Source organism: Halomonas sp. (assembly GCF_033549285.1).
GTDB lineage: Bacteria > Pseudomonadota > Gammaproteobacteria > Pseudomonadales > Halomonadaceae > Halomonas.
This window is the reverse complement of sequence record NZ_JAWSUJ010000013.1, coordinates 1-25,916: the sequence shown is the minus strand read 5'-3', so window position 1 is coordinate 25,916 and position 25,916 is coordinate 1. Positions and strand designations below refer to the sequence as shown.

At 68.0% G+C, this 25,916-nt stretch carries 23 protein-coding genes, 1 pseudogene and 1 riboswitch; of the genes and pseudogenes, 18 read left to right on the top strand and 6 right to left on the bottom strand.

The genetic code is table 11. The annotated features are described in order from the left end of the window. Positions 1-13 precede the first annotated feature (13 nt). Both SCI24_RS04790 and SCI24_RS04785 read left to right on the top strand, forming a co-directional pair. Complete coding sequence (locus SCI24_RS04790) at positions 14-3,130, top strand: DUF3427 domain-containing protein (protein ID WP_318724294.1); 3,117 nt, start codon at positions 14-16, stop codon at positions 3,128-3,130. Between the two features lie 110 nt (positions 3,131-3,240). Then, positions 3,241-3,854 (top strand): annotated as a pseudogene (locus SCI24_RS04785) (peroxidase-related enzyme). An 86-nt stretch (positions 3,855-3,940) separates the two neighbouring features. Here the strand turns inward: SCI24_RS04785 and SCI24_RS04780 are convergent. After that, the gene (locus SCI24_RS04780; protein ID WP_318724292.1) at positions 3,941-5,359 is read right to left on the bottom strand and encodes a DegQ family serine endoprotease; all 1,419 of its coding nucleotides are present in this window, start codon (positions 5,357-5,359) and stop codon (positions 3,941-3,943) included. 66 nt (positions 5,360-5,425) lie between these two features. Then, complete coding sequence (locus SCI24_RS04775; RefSeq protein WP_318724291.1) at positions 5,426-5,989, bottom strand: ATP-dependent zinc protease; 564 nt, start codon at positions 5,987-5,989, stop codon at positions 5,426-5,428. 285 nt (positions 5,990-6,274) lie between these two features. Next, positions 6,275-6,394: riboswitch (TPP riboswitch) on the top strand. Here SCI24_RS04775 and SCI24_RS04770 point away from each other — a divergent pair. Further along, a complete protein-coding gene (locus SCI24_RS04770) occupies positions 6,384-7,766 on the top strand; it encodes a sodium:solute symporter (protein WP_318724290.1) in 1,383 nt (460 codons plus the stop codon). (Overlaps the previous riboswitch by 11 nt.) 9 nt (positions 7,767-7,775) lie before the next feature. Here the strand turns inward: SCI24_RS04770 and SCI24_RS04765 are convergent, their stop codons facing one another. Together SCI24_RS04765 and SCI24_RS04760 are read right to left on the bottom strand one after the other, a co-directional pair. Further along, entirely contained in the window at positions 7,776-8,180 is a 405-nt protein-coding gene (locus tag SCI24_RS04765; RefSeq protein WP_318724289.1) for a transcriptional regulator, read from the bottom strand. A gap of 2 nt (positions 8,181-8,182) precedes the next feature. After that, complete coding sequence (locus SCI24_RS04760; protein ID WP_318724288.1) at positions 8,183-8,470, bottom strand: type II toxin-antitoxin system HigB family toxin; 288 nt, start codon at positions 8,468-8,470, stop codon at positions 8,183-8,185. Between the two features lie 137 nt (positions 8,471-8,607). On the opposite strand from SCI24_RS04760, the gene ilvD reads away from it, so the two are divergent. The 14 genes from ilvD (at position 8,608) to SCI24_RS04690 (ending at position 21,855) form a co-directional block, all read left to right on the top strand. Next, a complete protein-coding gene (ilvD, locus tag SCI24_RS04755) occupies positions 8,608-10,296 on the top strand; it encodes a dihydroxy-acid dehydratase (RefSeq protein WP_318724287.1) in 1,689 nt (562 codons plus the stop codon). Between the two features lie 302 nt (positions 10,297-10,598). Next, positions 10,599-12,050 (top strand): YfcC family protein, encoded by a 1,452-nt coding sequence (locus SCI24_RS04750; RefSeq protein ID WP_318724286.1) that lies wholly within the window; start codon positions 10,599-10,601, stop codon positions 12,048-12,050. 37 nt (positions 12,051-12,087) lie between these two features. Then, positions 12,088-13,335, top strand: a complete 1,248-nt coding sequence (locus SCI24_RS04745) for an arginine deiminase (protein ID WP_318724285.1) — start codon at positions 12,088-12,090, stop codon at positions 13,333-13,335. An 18-nt stretch (positions 13,336-13,353) separates the two neighbouring features. After that, positions 13,354-14,355 (top strand): ornithine carbamoyltransferase, encoded by a 1,002-nt coding sequence (gene argF / locus SCI24_RS04740; RefSeq protein ID WP_318724284.1) that lies wholly within the window; start codon positions 13,354-13,356, stop codon positions 14,353-14,355. 1 nt (position 14,356) lies between these two features. Further along, the gene (gene arcC / locus SCI24_RS04735) at positions 14,357-15,268 is read left to right on the top strand and encodes a carbamate kinase (protein ID WP_318724283.1); all 912 of its coding nucleotides are present in this window, start codon (positions 14,357-14,359) and stop codon (positions 15,266-15,268) included. Positions 15,269-15,277: 9 nt separating this feature from the next. Beyond that, on the top strand, positions 15,278-16,678 hold the full coding sequence (atpD, locus tag SCI24_RS04730) for a F0F1 ATP synthase subunit beta (RefSeq protein WP_318724282.1): 1,401 nt from the start codon (positions 15,278-15,280) through the stop codon (positions 16,676-16,678). Then, entirely contained in the window at positions 16,675-17,088 is a 414-nt protein-coding gene (locus SCI24_RS04725; protein WP_318724281.1) for a F0F1 ATP synthase subunit epsilon, read from the top strand. The genes atpD and SCI24_RS04725 overlap by 4 nt, the downstream gene beginning before the upstream one ends. Continuing rightward, positions 17,085-17,393: an AtpZ/AtpI family protein gene (locus tag SCI24_RS04720; protein WP_318724280.1), complete on the top strand. Its 309-nt coding sequence runs from the start codon at positions 17,085-17,087 to the stop codon at positions 17,391-17,393. The genes SCI24_RS04725 and SCI24_RS04720 overlap by 4 nt, the downstream gene beginning before the upstream one ends. After that, entirely contained in the window at positions 17,383-17,685 is a 303-nt protein-coding gene (locus SCI24_RS04715) for a hypothetical protein (RefSeq protein WP_318724279.1), read from the top strand. Before SCI24_RS04720 ends, SCI24_RS04715 begins: the two co-directional genes overlap by 11 nt. Continuing rightward, positions 17,676-18,383, top strand: a complete 708-nt coding sequence (locus tag SCI24_RS04710; protein WP_318724278.1) for a F0F1 ATP synthase subunit A — start codon at positions 17,676-17,678, stop codon at positions 18,381-18,383. Before SCI24_RS04715 ends, SCI24_RS04710 begins: the two co-directional genes overlap by 10 nt. Next, the gene (locus tag SCI24_RS04705) at positions 18,380-18,667 is read left to right on the top strand and encodes a F0F1 ATP synthase subunit C (RefSeq protein WP_318724277.1); all 288 of its coding nucleotides are present in this window, start codon (positions 18,380-18,382) and stop codon (positions 18,665-18,667) included. The genes SCI24_RS04710 and SCI24_RS04705 overlap by 4 nt, the downstream gene beginning before the upstream one ends. A gap of 3 nt (positions 18,668-18,670) precedes the next feature. Further along, entirely contained in the window at positions 18,671-19,441 is a 771-nt protein-coding gene (locus SCI24_RS04700; RefSeq protein ID WP_318724276.1) for a hypothetical protein, read from the top strand. Beyond that, positions 19,431-20,963 carry a F0F1 ATP synthase subunit alpha gene (locus tag SCI24_RS04695; protein ID WP_318724274.1) on the top strand — a complete coding sequence of 511 codons (1,533 nt, stop codon included), beginning with the start codon at positions 19,431-19,433 and terminating at the stop codon, positions 20,961-20,963. The genes SCI24_RS04700 and SCI24_RS04695 overlap by 11 nt, the downstream gene beginning before the upstream one ends. After that, on the top strand, positions 20,947-21,855 hold the full coding sequence (locus tag SCI24_RS04690) for a FoF1 ATP synthase subunit gamma (RefSeq protein WP_318724273.1): 909 nt from the start codon (positions 20,947-20,949) through the stop codon (positions 21,853-21,855). Before SCI24_RS04695 ends, SCI24_RS04690 begins: the two co-directional genes overlap by 17 nt. 32 nt (positions 21,856-21,887) lie before the next feature. Here the strand turns inward: SCI24_RS04690 and senA are convergent, their stop codons facing one another. Continuing rightward, positions 21,888-23,249: a selenoneine synthase SenA gene (senA, locus tag SCI24_RS04685; protein ID WP_318724272.1), complete on the bottom strand. Its 1,362-nt coding sequence runs from the start codon at positions 23,247-23,249 to the stop codon at positions 21,888-21,890. A gap of 23 nt (positions 23,250-23,272) precedes the next feature. Between senA and senB the strand changes: the two genes are divergently transcribed. Further along, the gene (senB, locus tag SCI24_RS04680) at positions 23,273-24,268 is read left to right on the top strand and encodes a selenoneine biosynthesis selenosugar synthase SenB (protein WP_318724271.1); all 996 of its coding nucleotides are present in this window, start codon (positions 23,273-23,275) and stop codon (positions 24,266-24,268) included. A gap of 43 nt (positions 24,269-24,311) precedes the next feature. On the opposite strand, the gene selD is transcribed toward senB, so the two are convergent. Further along, on the bottom strand, positions 24,312-25,916 hold a 1,605-nt coding region (gene selD / locus SCI24_RS04675; protein ID WP_318724270.1), incomplete at its 5' end, for a selenide, water dikinase SelD.

The following is a 25,916-nucleotide window of genomic DNA, read 5'->3' as shown; positions in this document are numbered from 1 at the left end:
AAGGAGATGGGCGATGGATCGGCTACCGGCAGGCCTCTACGAACGACTGCTCGATGAAGAGCTCAGGGAACAGTTGGAAGCTCACCCCGAGCTCAAGCCGGTATTGCGTAAACTCGATGATGAGACGGCTCCTCACGCCTACGCTCAGTTCCTCGGTCAGCTGCTTCATCAGGCCTTGCGAATCATTGACGCCGACCGTCGCCTACCCCTTCTTAATCGCCTTATCGAGCTGATCTCGGCAACTGATGGCCTCGACTATCTGGCGCGCAAGAGACTACTGGAGGTGGACAAGCCGTTACTCAGCGAGTTGGGCAAGGGGAGCCATCGGTTACCACGTCCGACGACGCCGTTGGCGACCAGTGCGCTGCTGACGGGGCTGGGGCATGATCCACCCCTCGAGCATGAGCTGCGCACCGAGATGGCCACGGCCGACGGCGTCGACATCCTGGTCTCCTTCATCAAGTGGTCGGGGCTTAGGCTGCTGATGCCAGCCTTCGAGCGCCTGGCCGAGTGTCATATTCCGGTACGCCTGATCTCGACCAGCTACATGGGCGCCAGTGACCCGACCGCATTGGAGTGGCTGTCCCAGCAGCCCAATGTCACCGTGCGCGTCTCCTACGACACCGGCGGCACACGACTGCACGCCAAGGCTTACCACTTTCACCGCGAGAGCGGGTACTCCACGGCCTATATCGGTTCGGCGAATATGTCCCACTCGGCAATGACCCAGGGACTTGAGTGGACCGTCAAGGTCACCGCTCAGGATATGGGGCATATCCTCGAACGCTTCGAGGCGGAGTTTGCGGCCTACTGGGAAAGCGATGAGTTCGAACCCTATACCCCAGAAGATTTCCCGCGCTTTCGTCGGGCCATCGCCGCGCATCAGGAGCGCGCTCAAGGTGGGGCGACCTTCTTCGCCGAGATCACGCCTCGGCCTTTCCAGCTTCGAATTCTTGAAGCCCTGGCCGCCGCACGCCAGCGCGGCTCGTTTCGTAATCTGGTGGTGGCGGCCACCGGTACCGGCAAGACCGTGATCTCGGCGCTGGATTATCGACGGGTATGCGAAGGTGAAGGGCGGCAGGTGCCGCTGCTTTTCGTCGCGCATCGTAAGGAGATTCTGGAACAGGCTCAGGCCTGCTACCGCACCGTGCTGCGTGATCAGAACTTCGGCGAGCTCTGGGTGGGTGGGCATGTGCCGACAGAACACCGCCACCTATTTGCCTCGGTGCAAACGCTGAACCGTCACCGGCCTTGGGAAACGTCAGGGAGCAAGCATTTCCACTATGTGGTGATCGATGAGGCCCATCATGAGACCGCCAGCAGCTATCGGGCTCTGCTCGAGGAGCTTAAGCCTGCCGTGTTGCTGGGGCTGACAGCCACGCCCGAGCGAATGGATGGCAGCAGCATCCTGCCGGACTTCGATGGTGACTTCGTGGCGGAGATTCGCCTCCCCGAGGCGTTGGAAGAGAAGCTGCTGTGTCCCTTCCACTACTTCGGGGTCAGCGATAGCATCGACCTCAGTGACGACAGCCTCTGGCGAAACGGCCGATACGATACGCGCCAGATCGAGAGCTTGTTGACCGGCGACGATTTTCGTGCCAAGCAGCGAGTGGATACCGTCCGGCAGGCGCTGGAGCGCTATCAGCCTGATCTGCAAGGAGTCCGCGCGGTGGGGTTCTGTGCCGGTGTTCGCCACGCCGAGTATATGGCCGGGTGTTTCAATCGGCTGGGTAGTGCGTATCGGGCCGCCGTACTCGTTGGTGACACGCCGACTGAAATCCGTGCCGAGCGGTTGCGCGAGTTCCGTGAAGGGACGCTGCCCTTCCTGTTCACCGTGGATGTGCTCAGCGAAGGGGTTGATGTTCCCGATATCAACCTGGTGATGTTCCTGCGGCCGACTGAGAGCCTGACGGTCTTCCTCCAGCAGCTAGGGCGCGGTTTGCGTCATGCCTCGGGCAAGGAGTGCCTTACCGTCCTGGACTTCGTGGGACAGACTCACCGGCGCTACCGCCTGGATACCAAGTTCACGGCGCTGCTCTCCGGACGGCGCATGCGGCTGGATCGTGAGGTTGAGGCCGACTTCCCCAGCTTGCCACCCGGCTGCAGCATCCAGCTCGAACGGGTCGCTCGGGAGCGCGTGCTTGGCAAGATCCGCTCGGTGTTGGCCGACCTCAATCAGTTTATTCCCGAGACGCTGCGCAGCTGGTCGGAAGAGGTGGGTCGACCGCTCACCTTCGGGCGTTTCATCGAGGTGACCGGGCTGACGCCGGTCCAGGTGCTGTCGCGTCGCAGCTGGAGCGAGTGGAAAGCCTTGGCCGACCGCCAAGTCCCACCCGAGGATCCCGATTTCGATCAGGCACGCAAGGCGCTGTCGCGTATTGCGCTGCGTAGCGACCCGGTACTGCTCTCGGCCGTTGAGATCCTGGGCCATGCTGAAGGCGTCGAGCAAACCCTGGGGCGCTATGACACTGCAAGGCAAACCGCGCTGCACTATTTGCTATGGGGCCAAAAGGGTGGTCGGCTCGGCGTCGACAGCCTCGAGCAGTCGCTGCGCAAGTGGCGTGCTAATCCCAGCGTCGCGGCCGATGCTGCCGAGGTCGCCGCCTGGAGGCGCGCGCATCAGCAGGTGCCGCTGCAGCGATTGAGCGAGCTGCCTTTCGACTGTGAGTTACTCCTGCATGGCGCCTACGGCACCGCCGAAATCAAGGCGTCTCTGGGATTGGCCAGCCTTGAAAAACCGGGTGCTACCGGGGTAGGTGTCATCCACTCCAAGGACATTCGTACCTATATCCACTTGGTCACCTTCCAGAAGGACGAGGGAGACTTCTCTCCTACCACGCGCTATCGCGATTACCCCGTCAGCCGTTCGCTGCTTCATTGGGAGAGTCAGTCAACCGTCACTCAGGAGAGCCCAACGGGGCAGAACTATCTCCATTTCGAAGAGCGTGGCTATACCATCCTCTTCTTCGCTCGCCTGACCAAACGGGTTGAGGGAGAGACGGCACCGTTTATCTTCCTGGGGCCGGCCAAGGCACTGAAAAGCTATCAAGGGAATCGTCCCATCGCCATGACCTGGCAGCTGGAGTATCCGATGCCCGCGGAGCTCTTCGAGGAGGCGAGGCCGGCATAGCGCAATTGTAGCCATTGCGGGGTGCTGGAGGAGATTCGACTTTTGCCGGCATGTTGACGTTAACTGCTATCTTGGTGGCGTTGCCAACAACCACAACACTTGGAGCCTCCATGTCCGCCTCGATCAGCCGTTTCCCCCGTTCCCGAATCAATCCACGACCTGCCTGATGACGTCCGCGATGCCATGCTGGCAGTGCAGGAGAAGGCCGGCTTCGTGCCCAACGTCTTCCTGATGCTGGCCCACCGGCCGGCCGAGTTCCGCGCCTTCTTCGCCTATCACGATGCCCTTATGGAGCGGGAGTCCGACACGCTCACCAAGGCCGAGAAGGAGATGATCGTGGTGGCCACCAGCGCCAGCAACCGCTGCCTCTACTGCGTGGTGGCCCACGGTGCCCTGGTGCGTATCTACAGCAAGGACCCGCTGCTCGCCGATCAGGTGGCCATCAACCACCGCACCGATCAGCGAGCGCCACCGCACCATGCTGGACTTCGCCCTCTACTGCGGTCTGGAGGTGGGAGAGCTCACCGACGAGTGGGAGGCTCGCCTGAAAACGGCCGGGTTCACACACGACGACATATGGGACATCGGCGCCATCGCCGCCTTCTTCGGCCTCTCCAATCTCTCCAACCTCTCCAACCTCTCCAACCGCCTGGTCACCCTGACCGGCACGCCCCCCCCCAACGAGGAGTTCTACCTGATGGGGTGGGTGCCGCGGGAGAAGTAAGGCGGAATGACCGGGGCTACGTGATTCAGCGCCCCGGTGGGGTTGCTACCGGGGCGCTGAATCATGGCAATGACTGGGCTCTGGGGTCAGTCACCGCCGAGACTCAAGGCCACGAAGTAGGAGTTGCCATCCCGGTAGAGCCGTACCGGGATCGCCTGGCCTTCCGGCAGGTCGGCGACGATATCGGCCAGCTGTTCGGGGCTCTCCACCTGCTGCTGCCCCATGCTCACCAGCACATCGCCCGGGCGGATCCCGGCGGCTGCCGCGCGTCCGGAGGGGTCGACATCGGCGATGCGCACGCCATGATCGAGTCCGAGCTGTTGGCGCTCGGCGTCGCTCAAGGGCTGTGCCGCGATGCCGAGGCGGGCCGGTTCGCTCTCGTTGCCGGCCTGGTCGGCTCCCGCGTCCGGCCACTCGCCAACCTCCAGGGTGATCGACTGCCGCTCGCCTTCACGCAGCACCAGCAGCTCGACCTCCTCACCGGGGGCCACGCCGCCGATCAGCCTGGGCAGCGTGGTGGAGTGGTCGACCTCCTGGCCATTGGCTTCCAGGATGATGTCGCCCGCCTGGAGCCCGCCTTCGGCCGCCGGGCCGTCGGGGGCCAGGTCCGCGATCAGGGCGCCTTCGGCCTGGTCCAGCCCGAAGGAGCTTGCCAGGTCCCGGGAAACCGGCTGGATCCTGACGCCGAGCCAGCCGCGGCTGACGTACCCCTCATTGCGCAACTGGTCGGCGACATCCATGGCCACATCGATCGGGATGGCGAAGGAAAGCCCCATGTACCCGCCGCTACGCGTCAGGATCTGGGAGTTCACGCCGATCACCTCCCCTTCCAGGTTGAACAGTGGCCCACCGGAGTTGCCCGGGTTGATGGCCACGTCGGTCTGGATGAAGGGCACATACACGTCCTGGGGCAGGGTGCGGTTGATGGCACTGATGATGCCGGCCGTCACGGAATGATCGAAGCCGAAGGGGGAGCCGATGGCGGCGACCCACTGGCCCACTTCAAGGTCTCCCGCCTCGCCCATGTCGAGGGTGGGAAGGTCGTCGGCATCGACCTTGAGCACGGCGACATCGGTCTTGTCATCGGTACCCACCAGTTCGGCCTCGAGTTCGCGCCGGTCGTTGAGGCGCACCAGGATCTCGTCGGCCTCCTTGACCACATGGGCATTGGTCATGATGTAGCCGTCTTCATCGAAGATGAAGCCCGAGCCCAGCGAGCGGCGCTCCTGGTTGCCCTGGCCTCGGCCGCCGCCGGGGGGCATGGGCATGCGGTCACCGAAGAAGTGCCGAAAGATCTCGGGTAACTCCTGGCCACCGAACTGGCCGGTGGGGGGTGCCTGTCGCTCGACCGTTCGGGATGTCGAGATATTGACGACCGACGGGGCGGCTTCCTCCACCAGTTGGGTGAAGTCCGGCAGTCGCTGTTGCGCCAGCGCGGGCTGGGAAGCGACAAGGAGTATTCCTAGCAGCACTAGCCAGGAAAGCGTGCGTGTCTTGCCTGTCACGATGGGCTCCTGTGGCATCGGTTGGATGGTGTCATGGTCGGCAGCGGTATCCCCCGGCGGGGTACTTCATACGCCGATATCCTCGTCATACTCCTTCTCGGAGTGTGGCTTGACGGGCGAATCATCGTTGCATTCGGGCTCGTGCATGAAGGTGCGGGTCGTCTCGACACTGCCCAGGTCCTGGATCGTGCGTCGCCCGAGCAAGACCGGGTAGTTCATGTTGTCGCGATCCTCCAGGCTGAACTGCTCCTCGCGAAGCGTCTCTCCCATGCAGAGCGTCATCAGCACGACGGGCCGGCTCTCTTCCCCTCCGGCACCCCTCACCCGCAGGTCGCGAAACACCGGCCGCTCGAAGGTCTTCGAGACGACATCGTCCGTTTCCTCGTCCTCGACCTCGACGGTGAATCGCACCCAGTCCTCTCCGTCGCGCTCGAACGTCTCGATCTCTTCGGCCTGCATCGATGATGTCAGGGCACCGGTATCCAGCTTCACCTTGACCGCCGTGCCCCACGGCTCGATGGTGGCCTTCTCGATCCAGCCATAGGTGGCAGTCTCGGCCGCCTGGGCGGCACTCCCCAGCAGCCCGGCGCCGAGCAAGGCCAGCAGTGTCCTCGGGATCGGTCTGTGCATGCGTTTCCTCCCTGACTACACGTGGATGATGTCGGTGATGCGAATGGCAATGCGTCCATGAGCCATGGACTCGCCCTGCGACCGTCATCGAGGAGAGGGAGTTCCGTCATCGCGAGAGGGGACCTTCGCGAGAGACCTCGAGGGCCTGTTGGCTGGCGCCGCCGACAAGCCCACGGGAATCGGGCCCGGGTGGTCGCCAGGGGAGGGCGGCGTTATGATGTTCCTCGATCGTCCCACCATCGGCCCGCCAGGGCACGATGCGAGGTGCGATCCCACAATCCATTCACTTGTCGCCAGGGGAGTCCCGCTGCCGCATGCGTTGGCCGGGGCTGAGAGAGCGCATCGCGCTGACCCTGGAACCTGATCCGGTTCATACCGGCGGAGGAAGTGCGACATGCCCTACCTGACGTCTGCCGTGCTCGGCGCGGCGCTGCTTTGCTTTGCGTTCCTGGGCCTCAGGGCCCGCCGGGCCGACGGCCCCCTCGACGACTACGTCACCGCGCGCAACTCCCAGGGGGCCCAGTCGCTGGGTCTCTCCTTCCTGGCCTCCGGGATGGGCGCCTGGATCCTCTTCGCGCCACCCGAGATCGGGGCCTTCGTCGGCCCGCTGGCGCTGGCCGGTTATGCCATCGGCTCGGCGCTGCCGTTCATCGTGCTCGGGCTCTATGGGCCGGCGATCCGCCGCCACCTGCCCGAGGGGCGCAGCATCGGCGAGTTCGCCGAGGCCTGCTATGGCGCCGGGGTGCGGCGCTGGGTGTCGCTGGTCTCGATCCTCTACATGGCCTGCTTCCTGGCCGCGGAGCTCACCGCCATCGGTGCCATCACCGCGCTGCTCTCCGATGTGCCGCCGGCGCTGGTGGTCATCGGCGTGGCGGTTTCCACGCTGCTCTACACGGCAATGGGCGGCCTGCGGGCGAGCCTCGCTACCGACCGCTGGCAGGCCTGGCTGCTGATCGCGCTGCTGGCCCTGGTCGGTGGCGTGGCGCTGATGCGCCTGCCCGCGATGCCGGTGGATGCCGCGCTGCCGTCGATCCCCGCCGGCAGCGCCCTGGCCGTGGCGCTGACCCTGGTGATCGCGGTGACCGCGGCCAACCTCTTCCACCAGGGCTACTGGCAGCGCGTCTGGGCGGCCCGCGACGACCGCGCCCTGGGCCGCGGCGCCTGGCTGGGCGGCGGCGTCACCGTGCTGGTGGTGATGGTGGTGGGCGGCCTCGGCATGCTGGCGGCCATGGCCGGCGTGGCGCTGGGCGAGCCGCCGATCCCCTTCTTCGCGCTGCTCGCACAGGCGCCTGGCTGGCTGGCCCTGCCGGCGCTGGTGCTGGCGGTGACCCTGGTCGCCTCCAGCGTGGATACCCTGCAGAACGGCCTCGCCTCGCTGGTGGTGGCGGGTTCCGGCCGGCGCGGGCTCTCCATCGGCGCGGCACGCTGGGTCACGGTGGCGCTGATGGTGCCGGTGGTGGGCGTGGCGCTGCAGGGGCTCTCGGTGCTGCGGCTGTTCCTGATCGCCGACCTGCTCTGTGCGGCCATCGTGGTGCCGGTGCTGCTGGGCCTCTGGTCGCGGATGAGCCCCTTGGCCGCGGTGGCCGGCGGCGTGGCGGGCATGCTCGGCGCCATCCTGCCGGGATGGGTCGCCCAGGGCAGCCTCGCGGCGGGCGTGCTGGCGGCGAGCTTCCCCGGCAGCATCCCGACCCTGCCGCCGTTCCTGGGGGCACTTCTCGCCTCCACCCTGGTCAGCCTGCTGGTGGCCGGGTGGCGACCCGGCCTTTCTACGCGTTGAGATATCGAGTCAGTCGAGAAAGAGGTCGGCGGGAAGTCCGAAGCGCTGGGTGAGGGCCTTGATCTGGCGGACGTTTAGCCGTCGCTTGCCATTGAGGATCTCGGAGATCACCGACTGGGTGCCGACCTCCGGCAGGCTCGACTGGTCGAGGCCATGCCACTGCATCAGGTGGTGGAGCATGTCGGCGCCTCTCACCTCCGGCATCGGGCGGTGAGTGTCGTCGTACTCCTCGATGAGGTCACCCATATGGGAGGCGAGGCTCGCCAGTGGGTGTTCCTCGTCATCTCCGATCACCTCGAGCAGCTCATCGAGTGCCGCGACCAGGGCGTCGTAGTCGTCCTCCGACTCCGGGGCGTTGAGCAGGGGGGCTACGAAGCGCCAGTGGGCGGCAGCCTGTTGGACGATGCTGGTCATGTTCACTCCTTCCAGGTGCCCTTGTCGTATTCCACGTGATCGAGCACGTGCTGGATATAGACCTTCTTGAATCGGTAGTGCACCACGGCGATCAGGCGAATCTTGTTGCCGCCGATATCGAACACATGTTGGCGGCCCACCTTGTCGGTCGCGGGAAACACCGCCTTCATCTCGGCAAAGCTGCCGGGCTCGCTCGACTTCATGAGCCGATACCAGGCATCCAGTGCAGAGGCGGCCTGGGGCCATTTCTGCTTGGCTTCCCAGATGCGCTTCTGGGTGATCACATGCATGGCGCCTGCTCTATCGCACTTTGCGATAGAGTAGTTTCCTCCGTGCCGTGTGGCAAGGTTGACAGGTGGGTCATGGACAGCCACATGACTTGCGGTCCACCCTCTGAAGGTCACGCCATCTTCAGAGGAGCCCTGCCATGTCCGATACGCCGAAGGATCCCCGCCGCCGCCATTCCGCCGAGGTAGTGGACGGGGTCGGCAAGTCTGCCAGCCGCGCCATGCTGCGCGCGGTGGGCTTCACCGACGAGGATTTCGTGAAGCCCCAGGTGGGCATTGCCTCCACCTGGAGCAACCTCACCCCCTGCAACAGCCATATCGACGAGCTGGCCCGCCGGGCCAGCGACGGGGCCGACGGGGCCGGCGGCAAGGGGGTGATCTTCAACACCATCACCATCTCCGACGGCATTGCCAACGGCACCGAGGGCATGAAGTACTCGCTGGTGTCGCGCGAGGTGATCGCCGACTCCATCGAGACGGTAGCCGGCTGCGAGGGCTTCGACGGCCTGGTGGCCATCGGCGGCTGCGACAAGAACATGCCGGGCTGCCTGATGGGGCTGGCGCGCCTCGACCGGCCGAGCGTCTTTGTCTACGGCGGGACCATCCTGCCCGGCACCGGCCATACCGACATCGTCTCGGTGTTCGAGGCCATGGGCGCCTACAGCCGTGGCGACCTGGACCTGATCGAGGTGAAGCAGATCGAGGAGACGGCGATCCCGGGCCCCGGCTCCTGCGGCGGGATGTACACCGCCAACACCATGGCCTCGGCCATCGAGGCGCTGGGCATGAGCCTGCCCGGCAGCTCGGCGCAGAACGCGGTATCCCAGGCCAAGCGCGACGACTGCGAGGCGGCCGGCGCGGCGGTGCTCGAGCTGCTCGAGCGCGACATCAAGCCCTCCGACATCATGACCCGCCAGGCCTTCGAGAACGCCATCACGGTGGTGATCGCCCTGGGTGGTTCCACCAATGCGGTGCTGCACCTGGTCGCCATGGCCAGCACCATCGGCGTGGAGCTGTCGCTTGCCGACTTCACCGAGATCGGCCGCCGCGTGCCGGTCGTCGCCGACCTGCGCCCCAGCGGCCACTACATGATGAGCGAGCTGGTGGCGATCGGCGGCATCCAGCCGCTGATGAAGACCTTGCTCGAGGCCGGCCTGCTCCACGGCGACTGCCTGACGGTGACCGGCCAGACGCTTGCCGAGAACCTGGCCGATGTCGCCCCCTATCCCGATGACCAGCAGATCATCGCCCCGCTGGAGCGCCCGGTGAAGGCCGAGAGCCACCTGCGCATCCTGTACGGCAACCTGGCGCCGGAAGGGGCGGTGGCCAAGATCACCGGCAAGGAGGGCATGCGCTTCGCAGGCTCCGCCCGGGTGTTCGGCTCCGAGGAGGAGGCCCAGGCGCGCATCAACGACGGCACCGTGGTGGCTGGCGACGTGGTGGTGATCCGCTACGAGGGGCCCCGGGGCGGGCCCGGCATGCGCGAGATGCTCACGCCGACCTCGGCGATCATGGGCCGGGGGCTCGGCAGCGAGGTGGCGCTGATCACCGACGGGCGCTTCTCCGGCGGCAGCCACGGCTTCGTGGTGGGCCACGTGACGCCCGAGGCCTTCGACGGCGGCCCCCTGGCGCTGGTGGAGGATGGCGACCTGATCACCATCGATGCCGAGGCCGATACCATCGATGTCGACCTCTCCGACGAGGAGCTGATGCGCCGCCGCGCCGCCTGGCGCCAGCCCGAACCGCGCTATGCGCGGGGGGTGCTGTCGAAGTACGCGCGCACGGTGAGCTCGGCTTCCACCGGGGCGGTGACCGACCTGCCGGAGTAGCCGGCAACCGCCTCCGCGCCTCCCTGCACCGCCTGGCCGGCGGAGACGACCTGCTCCGCGGGGATGTCATGCGTTCCCGCGGGGCCTTCCCGCGTCACCTCCCTGACCCGCAGAGGGCCTTCCGGCAGGCGGCAGGCTGGGCATTCGCGGCGGCGGGTGAAATTCCTCACCCGGGGCGGTGGGCCCGGCGGCATGGGCTATCCTGCGACAAGGCAGGCTCGCGTCGCGCAGTGACGGTGCCTGCCGCGGTGTCCAGGGGCCCCAGGGGCTTCGAGCGTGCGATTGACGACAGGAGGCGCACCATGAGCGAGGCCGACAAGCCACCCCCAGACGCGGAACGCGACCTCGCCTCGCGCTTCCCGACCGCCTACACCATCCTCTTCGGCCTGATCATCCTCGTCGCCGCCCTGACCTGGATCATCCCGGCCGGACAGTACGACCGTGTGATGAACGAGGAGGTCGGCCGCGAGGTGGCCGTACCCGGCACCTACCAGACGGTGGAGTCCAACCCGCAGGGGTTCGTCGAGGTCATGCTGGCACCCACCGCCGGCTTCTACGACCCGGACAGCTATGCTGCCAACGCCATCGATGTGGCGCTGTTCATCCTGTTCCTCGGCGGGTTCCTGGGGGTGATGAACGCCACCGGGGCCATCGACACCGGCATACGCAGCGCCATGCGACACCTGGAAGGCCATGAGATCTGGATGATCCCGATCCTCATGACGCTGTTTGCCCTGGGCGGAACGACCTATGGCATGGCGGAGGAAACCCTCGCCTTCTACGCCATCCTGATCCCGGTGATACTGGTGGCCGGTTACGATGCCGTCACTGGCGTGGCGATCATCCTGATTGGCGCGGGCATCGGGGTGCTCGGTTCCACCATCAATCCGTTTGCCACCGTCATCGCGGCCAACGCGGCCGATATTCCCTTCACCGATGGCATCGTGCTGCGGTTCATCCTGCTGATCGGCGGCCTGCTGATCTGCATCGCCTATGTCATGCGCTATGCCGCACGCGTCAAGGCCGACCCCTCCCGGTCCGTGGTGGCCAAGCAGTGGGACGCCCACCGGCGGGTGTTCCTGAAAGGGCAGGAGGGCGACGACATCGAGAACGCCACCCTCAACACCACCCAGATCATCGCGTTGTCGATCTTCGCCCTGACCTTCGCGGTCATGATCTGGGGCGTCTCCACCCAGGGCTGGTGGATGGCGCGCATGGGGGCGCTGTTCTTCGGCGCCGCCATCGTGATCGGTCTCGTCGCCCGTCTGGGCGAGAAGACGCTGACCAGCAGCTTCGTCGACGGGGCCCGGGAGCTGCTGGGCGTGGCCCTGGTCGTCGGCCTGGCACGTGGCATCGTGGTGATCATGGAACAGGGCATGATCGCCGACACCATCCTGCACAGTGCCGAGGCGTCGCTGGGGGGCCTGCCCGAGCTCGCCTTCATCAACCTGATGTTCTGGATCGAAGTGGGGATGAGCTTCTTCGTGCCCTCGTCCTCCGGCCTCGCGGTGCTGTCCATGCCGATCCTCGCGCCGCTGGCGGACTTCGCGAACGTCGGGCGGGACCTGGTGGTGACCGCCTACCAGTCCGCCAATGGCCTGGTGAACCTGATCAATCCCACCTTCGCGGTGGTGATCGGCGGCCTGACCATCGGTCGCGTCTCCTACGACCGTTGGCTGGTCTTCATCTGGCCGCTGCTGCTGATACTGACCGTCTTCATCAGCGTGGTCATCAGTGCCGGGGCCCTGTTGTGAACAACGCCCGTGACGCCCGACGGAAAGGAGTGCTGCCATGCCTGACCCTTCCCATGACGCGCCGCCCGAGCTCGGCGTGCATTCCGAGACCGGCACCCTGCGGCAGGTGATCGTCTGCCGCCCGGGCCTGGCCCATCGGCGACTGACGCCCTCCAACTGCGATGCCCTGCTGTTCGACGACGTGTTCTGGGTCAAGCAGGCCCAGAAGGATCATGACGTCTTCGCCGGCGTGATGCGGACCAGGGGCGTGGAGGTCTTCGACGTCAACGCGCTGCTGGCCGAGACCCTCGATATCCACGAAGCTCGCGCCTGGGTGCTGGACCACCGCATCACCTGGGACCACATCGGGGTGGGCATGGTGTCGGACCTGCGCGCCTGGATGGACGAGCTGCCGAGCGGGACCCTGGCCGAGTTCCTGATCGGCGGCCTGGAAGTGGGAGACCTGCCCTTCGACCCGGTGGGGCTGTTCGGCAACCACCTCGGCCACTTCGGCTTCGTGCTGCCACCCCTGCCCAACTTCCTGTTCACCCGCGACAACAGTGCCTGGATCTACGGTGGGGTCACCCTCAACCCGATGTTCTGGAGTGCTCGCAAGCCGGAGACCCTGCTGATGGCCGCCATCTACGCCTTCCATCCGGCCTTCGCGGGCCGGGTGAAGGTGCACTGGGGGGATCCCCTGGCCGACCATGGCCTCGCCACCCTCGAGGGCGGGGATGTCATGCCGGTGGGGCACGGCACGGTGCTGGTGGGCATGGGCGAGCGCTCCTCGCCCCAGGCCATCGGCCAACTGGCGAAGGCGCTGTTCGAGGAGGGCAGCGTCCACCGGGTGGTCGCCTGCCAGCTCCCCAAGACCCGGTCGGCCATGCACCTGGACACGGTCTTCACCTTCTGTGGCGGCAACGTGGTGACCGCCTTCAAGGAGGTCGCCGATGCGGTGGTCTGCTACGACCTGCGTCCCGGCGAGGGGGGCAAGACGCTGGCTTTCCGTCAGGACCCGCGCCACCTCTTCGACCTGGTCGCCGAGGTCCTGGGGTACGGGGCGCTGGAAGTGGTGCCTACCGGCGGCGATACCCCGGAAGAGCGCGAGCGCGAGCAGTGGAACGACGGCAACAACGTGCTGGCGCTGAGCCCCGGTGTCGTCGTGGGCTACGATCGCAACGACGACACCAATGCGGCACTGGAGGCGGCGGGCATCGAGGTGCTGGCCATTCCCGGTGCCGAGCTGGGCCGGGGGCGCGGCGGCGGGCGCTGCATGAGCTGCCCGACCCGCCGTGATCCGATCTGACAGGGAAGGAACCGCACCATGGCATTCAACCTCAAGCACCGGCATTTCCTGACGCTGCGCGACTTCACCCCGCAGGAGATCGGCTTCCTGCTGAAGCTGGCCGCGGACCTCAAGGCCGCCAAGTACGCCGGCACCGAGGTGCCGACGCTCGTGGGCAAGGACATCGCGCTGATCTTCGAGAAGGACTCCACCCGCACCCGGGTCGGCTTCGAGGTGGCGGCCTACGACCAGGGCGCCCGCGTCACTTACCTCGGTCCCACCGGCAACCACCTCGGCCACAAGGAGTCGGTGAAGGACACCGCCCGGGTCCTGGGCCGGGTCTACGATGCCATCGAGTACCGCGGCTTCGGGCAGGCCATCGTGGAGGAGCTGGCCGCCCATGCCGGCGTGCCGGTCTACAACGGCCTGACCAACGAGTTTCACCCCACCCAGATCCTCGCGGACCTGCTGACCATGCAGGAGCACGTGGAGAAGCCGCTGCGCGAGGTGTCCTACGTGTTCGTCGGCGATGCCGCCAACAACATGGGGGACAGCCTGCTGATCGGCGGGGCCAAGATGGGCATGGACGTGCGGCTCTGTGCGCCCAGGGCCTGCTGGACCTCCCCGGCCGTTCAGGAGGAGGCCAGGGCGCTCGCGGCAGAGACCGGTGCCAGGATCATGATCACCGACGACATCGACGAGGCCGTGGCCGGGGTCGATGTCGTCTACACCGATGTCTGGGTCTCCATGGGCGAGCCCAAGGAGAAGTGGGCCGAGCGCATCAAGCTGCTGATGCCCTATCAGGTCAACGCCGACCTGATGGCCAGGAGCGGCAATCCCCGGGTACGCTTCATGCACTGCCTGCCGGCGTTTCACAACACCGAGACCTCGGTGGGCAGGGAGATGAAGGAGACCTTCGGGATCGATGCCATGGAAGTGACCGAGGAGGTGTTCGAGAGCCCCGCCTCCATCGTCTTCGACCAGGCCGAGAACCGGCTCCACACCATCAAGGCGGTGCTCGTCGCGACCCTGGGAGGCTGACATGCTGGTGGTGGCGGCACTGGGTGGCAACGCCCTCCTGAAGCGCGGCGAGCCGCTGACGGCCGCGGCGCAACGCGGCAACGTGCAGGTGGCGGTACGCGCGCTGGCAGATATCGTGCGCGCCGGGCACCAGCTGGTGATCACCCATGGCAACGGCCCCCAGGTGGGCCTGCTGGCGCTGCAGGCTGCCGCCTACCGGCCGGACGAGGCCTATCCGCTGGACGTGCTGGGCGCCGAGACCGAGGGCATGATCGGCTACATGATCGAGCAGGAGCTGGAGAACGCGCTCGACCATGATCGGCCGGTGGCCACCCTGCTGACCCAGGTGGTGGTGGATCCCCGGGATCCCGCCTTTGCCGCCCCCACCAAGTTCGTCGGGCCGGTCTACGAGCAGGCCGAGGCCGAGCGTCGGGCGTCGGCGGCTGGCTGGCGTATCGCCCGGGACGGCGACAAGTGGCGTCGGGTCGTCCCCTCGCCAAGACCGCTGGAGATTCCGGACCTGCGGGTATTGCAGCTGCTGCTCGCCCAGGGCGTGGTGGTTGTGTGCACCGGGGGCGGCGGGATACCGGTCCTGCGTCGGGAGGACGGCAGCATGATCGGCGTGGAGGCGGTGATCGACAAGGACGCTGCCAGCGCGCTGCTGGCGCGCCAGCTGGGCGCGGATGCCCTGCTGCTGCTGACCGATGTGGAGGCGGTGTACCGGGATTACGGGACCGATGCCGCATCCCCGGTCAACGCCCTGACGGTTGCCCAGGCCCGCGAGATGGACATGCCTGCCGGCTCCATGGGGCCCAAGCTGGCGGCCGCCTGTGACTTTGCCGAAACTGGTGGTATCAGCGGCATCGGCCGGCTGGTCGATGCCGTCGCCATTCTCGAGGGAACGGCGGGTACGCGAGTGTCTGACGATGCATAGGACGCGATGATGACGCAGCAGGAAACCCATGTCCGACCCGAGGATGACGCTGCCACCGGTATCATCGTTGCCCTTCGTGGGGGAGTCGTGGATGTCAGGTTCACCAGGCCTGTACCCGCTATCCGGGAGCTCCTGTACGTCGGGAAGACGGCCCTGGAGGTGGCCGGCCTGGAGGACAATGGCATCGTGCGCTGCATGGCGCTGGGACCGGTCAGGGGCCTCGGGCTGGGGATGCCGGTGCGGGCCACCGGTGCGCCGATCAGCGTGCCGGTCGGCGACGCCGTGCTGGGTCGCATGCTCAATGTGTTCGGCTCACCTATCGACCGCAAGCCCGCGCCGGTGACTGCGGAACGGCGTGCCATCCACCAGGCGCCGCCTCGGCTGGAAGACCGAATCGTTCGCAGCAGGATACTGGAGACCGGCATCAAGGCCATCGACCTGCTGTCTCCCATCGAGCGAGGCGGCAAGACCGGCCTGTTCGGTGGCGCCGGCGTGGGCAAGACCGTGCTGATCACCGAGCTGATCAACAATACGGTGCAGCAGCTCAAGGGCGTGAGCCTCTTCTGCGGCATCGGCGAGCGCTCCCGCGAGGCCGAGGAGCTCTACCGGGAAATGGGTGAGGCCGGCGTGCGTGACAACACCGTGATGCTGTTCGGCCAGATGAACGAGGCGCCCGGTGTGAGGTTCCTGGTCGGCAAGACCGCCCTGACCATGGCGGAGTACTTCCGCGACGAGCAACAGCGCGATGTGCTGCTGCTGATCGACAACATCTTCCGCTTCGTGCAGGCCGGCTCGGAGGTCTCCGGGCTGCTGGGCCGCATGCCCTCGCGGGTGGGCTACCAGCCGACGCTGGCCACCGAGCTGGCGGAACTGGAGGAGCGCATCACCTCCACGCGGCAGGCCGCCATCACCTCGGTCCAGGCGGTCTATGTGCCGGCCGACGACTTCACCGACCCCGCGGCCGCCCATATCTTCTCGCACCTGTCGGGCTCGGTGGTGCTGTCACGCAAGCGGGCCAGTGAGGGCCTGTACCCGGCCATCGATCCGCTGGCCTCCTCCTCGGTCATGCTCACGCCCTCGGTGGTGGGGCAGCGGCACTACGACATCGCGCGGGCGGTGCGCCGTACCCTGGCCGAATACGAGGAGCTGCGCGACATCATCGCCATGCTCGGCATCGAGGAGCTGTCGGCCGCCGACCGGGCCACCGTTGCCCGCGCCCGCCGGCTGGAACGGTTCCTGACCCAGCCCTTCTTCACCACGGGCTCGTTCACCGGCACCGAGGGTCGGCGCGTGAGCACCGCCGATACCCTCGAGGGGTGCGAGACCATTCTGAACCAGACCCGCTTCGAGGATGACGAGGGCGACTATTACATGATCGGCGCACTCTCCGACCTGGAGGCCGTGGCATGACCCAGTCGACGGAGATGCGGGTGACCCTGCGACTGCCGACCCGGACCCTGCACCAGGGCCCGGCTAGCCGGCTGTTTGCCGAGGCGGAAAACGGTGCCTTCGGGATGCTGCCGAACCATGTCGATTTCGTCACCGCCCTGGTGCCCTCGGTGTTGATCCTGACCCTGGCGGACGGTGAGGAGCAGATATTCGGCATCGACGAGGGCATCCTGGTGAAGAGGGGCCATCACGTGGACATCGCCATTCGGCGGGGCGTCCAAGGCAGCGACCTGGCCTCGCTGAGGGAGACCGTGCAGGAGAGCTTCGTCGAGGTGGATGAAGAGGAGCGCGTGGCCCGCTCCGCCCTGTCTCGCCTGGAGGCGGGCATCGTGCGGCGGTTTGCCGACCTGCAGCGGCCCAGGGCGCCATGACCCGGAAGCGGAAGTCTCCGGTGGAGGACATCGGCCGTCGTGCCCGGCGCCTGAAGAGGGCACGGGATGACCCCGGCGCGAGCCCGCTGCGGGGCCTGGGTGTCTTCGGCATGATCGGGTGGTCGATCGCGGTACCTACCGTGGGCGGCGCCTTTCTCGGGTTGTGGCTCGATCGCCACATGCCACAGGATTTTCAGTGGACCCTCGCCCTGATCCTCGGTGGCGTTGCCCTCGGCAGCTTCATTGCCTGGGCCTGGGCCAGCAAGGAAGGCAAGGAAAACGGGAGTGACCCTCATGACGATTGACTGGCATGCCGTGATCACCGGCTTCGGTACCGGTGTCGCCGTCAGTATCCTCTACTTCGTGGGCCTGGCGCTGAGTATCCGCCTGGCGATGCGCCTGATCCGGCCCGTCTCTGTCCTGCTGCCCAGTGCCGCGCTGCGGATCGGCCTGCTGCTGTGGGCAGGTTGGCTGGTGACCGAGGGGGGAACCCTGGGCTGGGCGTTCGCCGGCTACGCGCTCGCCTTCTTCCTGGTGCGTTTCACCGCCACGCTGATGGCCCGGTTACCCCGGGTGAAGGAGGCCGGATGCAACTGACACCCGACGAGACCACGGTCTTCACGCTCTGGGGCCTCGGCATCAACGAGACCGTCGTCAATACGTGGATCGTCATGGCCCTGCTGACCGGCGCCTCGATCCTGGTGACCCGGAAACTGCGGCCGGACGTGCCGCCGAATCGCTGGCGAACGACCCTGGAAGTGATCGTCACCGGGATCCAGCGGCAGATCGAGGAAATCTCGCCCCAGGCGTCGCGCCACGTCCTCTACTTCTCGGGCACGCTGTTCCTGTTCATCGCGCTATCGAACCTGCTGCTGGTCGTGCCGGGCTTCACGCCGCCCACGGCCTCGCTGTCGACCACGGCGGCCCTGGCCCTGTCGGTGCTGATCGCCGTCCCGCTGTTCGGCATCACCCGACAGGGCATCGGGGGCTACCTGAAGACCTACGTCCAGCCCTCGGTCATCATGCTGCCCTTCAACATCATCAGCGAGTTCTCCCGGGGCATCTCGCTGGCCATCCGCCTCTACGGCAACGTGATGAGCGGCGCGGTCATTGCCGGCATCCTGCTGGGCCTGGCGCCGTTCTTCTTTCCCGTGGTGATGGACGTGCTCGGGCTGCTGACCGGCCTGATCCAGGCCTACATCTTCGCCATCCTGGCGACCGTCTATATCTCGTCGGCCACGGCCGTCATCAGCAAGCCGGACAACGATCTCGACCACCAGGAGGAAGACCGATGACAGATGCTGCCCTTATCGCGGCCGTTTCCATCTTCACCGCGGGACTGACGATGGCCTTCGGTGCGCTGGGCCCGGCGCTCGGAGAGGGCCGCGCCGCGGCCGCTGCCCTGAGCGCCATCGCCCAGCAGCCGGACTCGGCCTCCACCCTGTCACGGACCCTGTTCGTGAGCCTGGCGATGATCGAGTCCACCGCGATCTACTGTTTCGTGATAGCGATGATCGTGCTGTTCGCCAATCCGTTCATGGATGCATTCCTGCAAGCCACCCAGCCGGCAGCGGGGTAGACCATGTCGATCGACTGGGTCACGGTCCTCGCCCAGATCGCCAACTTCCTGGTGCTGGTCTGGCTGCTCAAGCGCTTTCTCTACAAGCCGATCCTGAACGGTATCGATGCCCGCGAGGCCGAGATCGCCGAGCAGATGGGGGAAGCGGCGCGCGCCCAGCAGGAGGCGCAAGCCGCCGAGGCGGACTTCCTGGCACAGAAACAGCAGCTGCTGGCCGACCAGGCCGCCCTGGCGGAACGGGTTCGCGAGGAAGCCGAGCAACAGCGCGATGCCCTGCTGGCCGAGGCCCGCGAGAAGCTGGCGCAGGAGCGCCAGGACACGCAGGCGCACCTGGTCCGTGAGCGCGAACGCTTCACGACGGAACTGTACAGGGCGAGTGCCGAGACGCTCTACCAGCTGGCGGGCCGGGCGCTGCACGACCTGGCCGACGAGCGCCTGGAAGAGCACATTGCCCTGCATGTGGTCAGCCAGCTGGCGCCGCTGTCGGAAGAGCTGGCCGCTGCGGCCGGCAACGCCGAGGAAGCGCTGGCCACCACCCATGCCCCGCTGCCGGAGGGCGCCCGGCAAGAGCTGAAGGCCGCCCTTCAGGCCCTGGCGCCCGGGCTGCCCGTGCGCTTTGCCACGGATGACGGCCAGTCCCCCGGGCTGGTGCTGCGCATCGGCAGCATCCAGCTGGCCTGGACGGTGGACAGCTACACCGATGAACTGGTCGGCCTGCTGGAGGAGCGCCTGGCCAGTGGCGAGTCGGGCAGGGTGAACGAACATGGCGGATGAATCGCGACCGCCCGACGTGCAGGGGTTCATCGACGTCCTGCTGGACAGCCCGGCCCCGTCGCTTGTGCTGGCCGAGGTGGGCACGGTGGCTGCGGTGGGGGATGGTATCGCCGTGGTAGCCGGACTGGGGCGAGCCCTGGCGGATGAGCTGCTGGTGTTTGCCTCGGGGGTGCGCGGCGTGGTGCTTGACCTCCAGCCGGACCGGCTGGGCGTCGTCCTGCTGGGCCCGTCGGAACGGGTGAGCGCCGGCGAGGATGTGTGGCGCACCCACAAGGTGATCAGCGTGCCGGTGGGGCCGGGCCTGGTCGGCCGTGTGGTGGACGCCACGGGCCGGCCCCGGGATGGCAAGGGGAGGGTGGCCGCCGTGGCCGAGCGGCCGGTGGAAGCCCGGGCACCGGACATTCTCAGCCGTGCGGCCGTCAGCCGCCCGCTGGCGACCGGCCTCAAGGTGGTCGATGCCGCGGTACCGGTCGGTCTGGGCCAGCGGGAGCTGATCATCGGTGACCGCCAGACCGGCAAGACCTCCCTTGCCCTGGATACCATCCTCAACCAGGCCCGGTCGGATGTCCTCAGCATCTACTGCGCCATCGGCCAGCGCGGGGATGCCGTGGCCAGGGTGATCGAGTCGCTCAGGGAGAGCGGGCAGCTGGCGAACACGATCGTGGTCGTCGCCGGCGACGAGGACGCGCCGGGCCTGGCCTATATCGCCCCCTATGCGGCGATGACGATGGCGGAATACTTCGCTGACCAGGCCCGGGACGTGCTGGTCGTCTTCGATGACCTCACCCACCACGCCCGCTCCTACCGGGAGCTCTCGCTGCTGCTGCGGCGACCGCCGGGGCGCGAGGCGTTCCCCGGGGACATCTTCTACGTGCATGCCAGGCTGCTCGAGCGCGCCGGCCAGTTCACCGAGGACGCCGGGGGCGGTTCCATCACCGCCCTGCCCGTGGTGGAGACCCAGGCGGAAAACCTGTCGGCCTATATCCCGACCAACCTCATCTCGATCACCGATGGCCAGATCTATCTGTCACCGCGGCTGGTGCGCAAGAACCAGTTCCCGGCGGTGGACCTCGGGGTGTCGGTGTCGCGGGTGGGCGGCAAGGCCCAGCATCGCGCCTTCCGGGATGTTGCCGGCAACCTGCGCGTCACCCTCTCCCAGTTCGAGGAACTGGAGGACTTTGCCCGCTTCGGCACCCGGCTGGATGACGCCACCCGGGCTCGCCTGAGCCGGGGCGCGGCGGTCCGGGCGGCACTGCGTCAGCCCGAGCGGGATCCGGTGCCGGCCGAGGAGCAGTTGCTGGTCCTGCTGGCGGCGATGGACGGCATGTTCGACGGGCTGTCGGAGACCGAGGTGGTGGCCGCCATGGACACCATCCGGGTGTCGGTGGGCGACGCCCTGAAGGGAGTCGCCACGCGCATTGCACGCAATGAGCCCCTGGACGACGAGGATCGCGCCGCGGTCCTCGAGGTGGCGCGCGCCGCCCTGGGAGTGTCGGAGGACGACCGTGACGCAGACGCTTGAGGCCCTGTCCCGCCGCTTTGATACGCTGACCAGCATCCGCGGGATCGTTCACACCATGAAGACCATCTCGGCCATCAATGCCGTGCCCTACGAGCGCGCCGCCCGCTCCATCGAGGCCTATCACCATACGGTGCGCAGCGGACTCCGGGCCTTCGTCGCCAGAACCGGCCCCATCACCCTGCCGAAAGCGGAACCGGTCGACAGCATCGTGGTGGTGTTCGGCTCCGACCATGGCCTGTGCGGCAACTACAACGAGCTGCTCGCCGAGAAGGTGCAGGCCGAACTCGTGCCGACGACGGCCGAAGGCGCCGCGCTTCGGGTGCTGTGTGTCGGCGCCCGGATGCATGACGCCCTGGCGGGGCAGGGGCTCGGCCCCGAGAGCGTTTTCCTGCCACCGGCCTCGGCGGAGGGTATCGGGCGCCTGGCGGGCAGCATCGTCACCCGGCTGGACGACATCGGGCACGGTGAGCCCTACCACCGGAAGGTCACGTTGGCCTTCACCCGGCGCGCCGGACGCGGGCAGCACGAGCCGGCGCTGTTACCGCTGCTGCCCCTTGGGCAGGCGTTCCTGGAAGGACTTGCCGACCGGCCATGGAAGTCCCGCTCCCTGCCCGACTATTCGATGCCGACCCACGAGCTGTTTGCCGCGCTGTTGCGCAGCCATATCTTCGCCAGTGTCTTTCGCGCATCGGCGGAGGCCATGGTCACCGAGAATGCCGCGCGGCTCGCCCTGATGCAGCAGGCCGAACGGTCGGTGGACGAGCGCCTGGACGAGGTGAAGGGGCAGCTGAGAACGGTGCGCCAGGATGACATCACCACCGAGCTGCTGGATGTCATCATCGGCTTCGAGGCGCTGCGCAACTCTTCTCGCAAGCCCCCCCGCGGGACCTGAGCCCAGGGGGCGGCGTTCAAGCATTGCGGCCCTCAACGGGCGCAGGTGCGAAAGCCGGCCAGGATGTCGTGGCGGTCCGGCGTGAAGAAGTTGCGGTAGCCGTTGTGGGCCAGCCGCGAGCGGGTGGCCCAGGCGCCGCCGCGCAGCACGTAGCGCCCCTCCTTGAACCAGGGAGCCGAGTAGTCGCGGTAGAGCTCGGGCGCGAAGCCCGGGAAGGGGGCGAAGGGCGAGGCCGTCCACTCCCAGACGTTGCCCAGCATCTGCCGGCAGCCGAAGGCGCTGTCGCCCTCGGGAAGCGCCGCGACGTCGAGCCGGCAAAGGCGCCAGGCGTCGAGGTTGGCGCGGGCGGCATCCGGCGGCGCGTCGCCCCAGGGGAAGCGTCGCTTTCCGGGGGGGAGCGAGCCCCCGTCCGCGGAAGGCGCACGGCTCGCGGCGACCTCCCATTCGGCCTCGCTCGGCAGGCGCCGGCCGGCCCAGCGGCACCAGGCCTCGGCCTCGTGCCAGCTCACGTGCGCGACCGGCTGGTGGGGAGCCAGCGGCAGCCAGCGGTCGAAGCAGCGCTCCTCCCAGTGGCCAGTGGCGTCACGGCGCCAGTAGATCGGCCCCCGCAGCGCCTGGTGCTCGCGCCACTGCCATCCGGCCTCGCTCCACAGCTCGCGCCGTGCATAGCCGCCGTCCTCGACGAAGGCGGCGAACTCGCCGTTGGTGACCGGCGCCCGGGCGATCGAGAAGGGCGCCACCTCGACCTCCAGGGGCGGCTTCTCGTTGTCGAAGCGGAAGGGCACGTCCTCGTCGGAGCCCAGCCGGTGGCGTCCGCCGGGGATGGCCACATCGCCGGGCAGCGCGCCGGCGGGGCCTTCTTCCGGGACCTCTTCCGGAGCCTGGCCAGGAACGGGCGCGCCCAGCTCCGGGGCCGGGTCGCCCAGCGTCTGGCGGGTATAGAGAAAGGCCTCGCCGTGCATGTCCTCGTGCAGGGTGGTGAGCTGGTAGACATAGCTCTGGGCGGCGCTGGCGGTGCCGTCAGGCAGGCGCTCTAGCATCGCCTGCTGCACCCGCGAGAGGTAGTCCAGGGTCTCGTCGCGGGAGGGCAGCGGTAGCGCCCAACGGTCGTCGTGGGCGATGCTGCTCGAATCGAACAGCCGGTCGGCGCCGGCGAGCTGGTAGTCGGGCAGGCCATGGAGGCCGCGCAGGGCGAAATGGTCGTGGAAGAAGCCCAGGTGGCCGAGCTCCCAGAGCGGCGGGTTGACGATTGCCAGGCGCGGGCCCAGCTCGCGGGCCTCGAGGGTATCGCGCATCAGTGCCAGGCTGCGCGTGCGGGCATCGACGAGCATCTCCGCCAGCTCATCGGCGCCCCGGGGTGGCGTCGGCGGTATGCCGAGTGTTGTGGATGGCATCTCGACCTCTTCAAGGAGACAGCATGGGATTGAAGGTAGCCCTGATCACCCCGGCGGGTCGAGGCTCGCGCGCCGGCAACCGCGCCACGGCGACCCGCTGGGCGGGACTGCTGCGAGCACTGGGCTGCCGGGTGCGGGTCCTGGGCTCCGAGGAGGACACGGAGCAGTGGCGCATCGCCGGCCAGTCGCCCGACCTGGTGATGACGCTGCATGCCTGGCGCAGCCATGGGGCCATCCGGGCCTGTCGCGAGGCCTTCCCGGGCTGCCCGCTGGTGGTGGTGCTGACGGGCACGGACGTCTATCGCTTCCAGCACAGCCATCCCGAGGCGTTCCTGGAGAGCCTGGCCGCCGCGGATGTCCTGGTCGGCCTGCATGACTGCCTGGCCGAGGACCTTCCCCCGCGTTTCCTGCCGCGGCTGCAGGTCGTCCACCAGTCGGCACTGCCCCTGCCGCCGCGTGCCCCGCCGCCGGGCCGCCGGCACCTGGACGTGCTGGTGGCCGGCCACCTGCGCGAGGAGAAGGACCCGCTGCGCGCGGCGCTTGCGGTGCGCGAGCTGCCGGCGGCGTCGCGACTGAGGGTCATCCAACTGGGCGGGGCCCTGGAGGATGCCTGGGCAGAGGCGGCCCGTGACGAGATGGCGGGCAACCCCCGCTATCGCTGGCTGGGTGACCAGCCCCGCTGGCGGGTGCGACGGTGGATGGCGAAGGCCCGGCTGATGGTGATCAGCTCGCGCATGGAGGGGGGCGCCAACGTGGTCAGCGAGGCCTGCGTGGCCGGCCTGCCGGTACTGGCCTCCGACATCCCGGGCAACCGCGGCCTGCTGGGCGATGACTACGCCGGCTACTTCCCGGTGGCCGATACCGCGGCGCTGCGCGACCTGCTGCGCCGCGCCGAGGCAGAGCCGGCCTTCGTCGACCGGCTGCGCCGGCAGGTGCTGGCGCACGCGCCGCGGTTCCGGCCCGAGGCCGAGCGCGAGGGGCTGGCGCGGGTTATTGCCGCCTGCGGGCTCAACCCCTGATACCATTTCGCCTTCGGCACCCTCCGCACGCTAGCTTCGGCCCTCAGCCCGTCAGATGGATGGGTTCCAGCGCCTCGCCGGGTTCGAGGACCCGGCCGATGAGGGCGGCCCGGGCATAGCCCAGGGCATGCAGGGCTTCCAGGCAGGCCTCGGCGCGCTCGGCGGGCACGCTGGCCAGCAGGCCGCCGGCGGTCTGGGGGTCGAAGAGCAGCGGGTAGCGGGGGTGCTCGACCCAGTCGGCCTGGTCGCGGATGGCGCGGCGCAGGCGCACGTTGGCGGGCTGCAGGGAGCTCAGGATGCCGGCGGCCACGGTCTCCTCCGCGCCCTCGAGCAGCGGCAGGGCGGCCAGGTCGAGCTCGGCATCCACGCCCGAGGGGCGGGTCATCTCGACCAGGTGACCCAGCAGGCCGAAGCCGGTGAGGTCGGTGCAGGCGGTGGCGCCGTGCTCGCGCAGGCAGCTTGCCGCCTGGCGGCTGGACTGGCTCATGCTCGTGAGTGCCGCATCGATCCAGCGCCCGCGGGCGGCGAGCCGGGCATGGGCGGCGAACAGGGTGCCGGTGCCGATGGGCTTGGTCAGGATCAGCGCCTGGCCGGGTCGCAGGCCGCCTTTCGTCAGGGCGCTGTCGCCGCCGGCATCGATCAGGCCATTGACGGCAAACCCCAGGGCCAGCTCGCTGCCCTCGCCGGTGTGCCCGCCGACCAGAGCGCAGCCGGCCTCGTTGAGCACCTCCACGGCGCCGCACATCATCTGGTAGACGGTGTCCTCCACCTTGGCCTCGAGCCCCTGGGGCACCGTGGCCACGGCGGTGGCGGTCTGCGCCTCGGCGCCCATGGCGAAGATGTCGCCCAGGGCGTGGTTGGCGGCAATCCTGCCGAACACATAGGGGTCGTCGATGAAGGCGCGGAAGAAGTCGATGGTATGCACCATGTCCTTGCCCGGCGGCACCCGCACCACGGCGGCGTCGTCCGGGGCATGCAGGCCGACCCGCACCTCCTCGCGCGCCACCGGCTCGAGGGTCGAGAGGGCCCGGGAGAGCACCGAGGCGCCCACCTTGGCCCCGCAGCCGCCGCAGCGCATGGCGATGGCCGAGATCGCCTGGGCGTTCTCCTCCTCGTCCAGCACCACCTTGCTGGGCCGGGACGCCGGCATGGCACCTTCTTCCATCGGCGGCAGCTCGTTGAACTTGGCCATGAAGCGCCGGTCGATGCCGTCCTTCCAGCGCCACACCCAGTCGCCGGCCAGGCACAGCCCGCCCCGGGAGGCCACGGCGTGGCGGTCGCCGGTGCTGATCAGGGCCAGCCATCTCGCCTGGGGGCGGTAGGGCGTAAGCGGCTGGCCGGTCACGGCGGCGCGCAGGTTGTCGGCCAGCGGTCGGCCCTGGCGCACGGCGAAGACCCCGGCCTTCTCGCGGGGATGGTTGACCTGGGTGGCGATGTCGCCGGCGGCGAAGATGCGCGGGTCCGACGGCGAGCGAAGGGTGTCGTCGACCTCGATGAAGCCATCGTCGTCGAGGGCCAGCCGGGTGTCGCGCAGCCAGGCGGCGCCGCCGGCGTTGGTCACCCAGACGATCTCGTCGGCGGGGTGCCAGGTGCCGTCGGCGGCCTGCAGGCGGCCCGCCTCGACGTCGACCACCTCGGTGGCGGTGTG